Origin of the sequence: Cellulomonas iranensis NBRC 101100 = JCM 18110, assembly GCF_001552375.1 — a bacterium.
Taxonomy (GTDB): domain Bacteria; phylum Actinomycetota; class Actinomycetes; order Actinomycetales; family Cellulomonadaceae; genus Cellulomonas; species Cellulomonas iranensis.
In genome coordinates this window covers 1-1,326 of sequence record NZ_BCRB01000188.1, presented here as the reverse complement: position 1 = coordinate 1,326, position 1,326 = coordinate 1, and the positions used below count along the sequence as shown (strand labels likewise).

1 protein-coding gene is annotated in these 1,326 nt (G+C 77.0%); it reads right to left on the bottom strand.

The features are described from left to right. Nucleotides 1–182 precede the first annotated feature (182 nt). Nucleotides 183–1,326 (bottom strand): LLM class flavin-dependent oxidoreductase (locus tag CS2_RS18275; protein WP_156442222.1); only part of this gene is annotated, 1,144 nt, incomplete at its 5' end.

The window sequence follows — 1,326 nt, the reverse complement described above, 5'->3', positions numbered from 1 at the left end:
GATCCAGTCCCGCCGGGACGAGACCGGATCGACCTCTCGCGCACGTCACGAGCGCCCGGTCGCGCACGTCACGAGCGCCCGGTCGCGCACGTCACGAGCACCCGGTCGCGCACGTCACGAGCACCCCCGGGCGCAGCGGAGCCCGCGGCCGCGGGCGGCCGGCACCGGCCCGAGACGGGCGGTCAGCGCGCGATCGAGGCGAGCCCCCCGGCGCCGCCCACGGACCGGCGCTCGAAGCCCGCGTCGGCAGGCACCGGACCCGCGCCGGCCGTGAAGCCCGCGGCACGGCCCGCGTCGTCCGGCCCCCACAGCCGCGTCGGGGCCGCGGCCCGGACCACCGGCACGACCTCCTCGACGAACCGACGCAGGACGTCCTCCTGGTGCGCGGGGTCGAGCAGGTGGTTCACCGACACCGACTGCAGGTCGTGCCCGAACGACGCGTGGAAGTCGAGGATCTTCGCCGCGACCCGCTCGGGCGTGCCGACGAGCGCCGGGCCGCGCTCGACCGCGTCCTCGACCGTCGCGAACGCCGGCGCCCTGCCGACCGCGTCGGGGCCGTACCCGCGGCGCGCGGCCGCCGCGACCTGCCCCTCGTAGATCGGGCGGTACTGCGCGACCGCCTCGGCGTCGGTGTCCGCGAGGTACAGCCCGCCCGACCCCGCGCCGACGAACGCGCGCGCCGGGTCGTGCCCGTGCGCGGCGTACCGCTCGCGGTAGTGGTCGACGAGCACGCGGTACGCCTCGCGCGGCTGCAGCGCGTTGGCGCTGACGATCGGCTCGCCGTGCCGCGCGGCCAGCTCGACCGCGAACCGGGACGTCGCCGAGCCGTGCCAGACGCGGAACGGCCCCGCGAACGGCCGCGGGAGCGTCGTCGCGTGCTCCAGCGGCGCGCGGTGCCGCCCCGACCACGTGACGTCCTCCCGCGCGAGCAGCAGGCGCAGCAGGCCGTGGTTCTCCTCGAGGTACTCGTACTGCTTGTCGAGGTCGAGGCCCAGCAACGGGTACTGCAGCACCTCGTTGCCCTTGCCGATGACGATCTCCAGCCGTCCGCGGCTCAGCTGGTCGACCGTCGCGAGGTCCTCCGCGGCGCGCACCGGGTCGAGCAGCGAGAGCACCGTGACGCCCGTCGACAGCAGGATCCGCGACGTGCGCGCGGCGATCGCGCCGAGGATCACGGTGGGCGCCGACGACAGCACGTCGCCGGCGTGCCGCTCGCCGACCGCGAACGAGTCGAAGCCCAGCTCCTCGGCCAGCACGGCGTGCTCGACGACGCGCGCGAGCCGGTCGGCGGGCGGCACCGCGGCCCCCGTCACCGGGTGCGGCGGG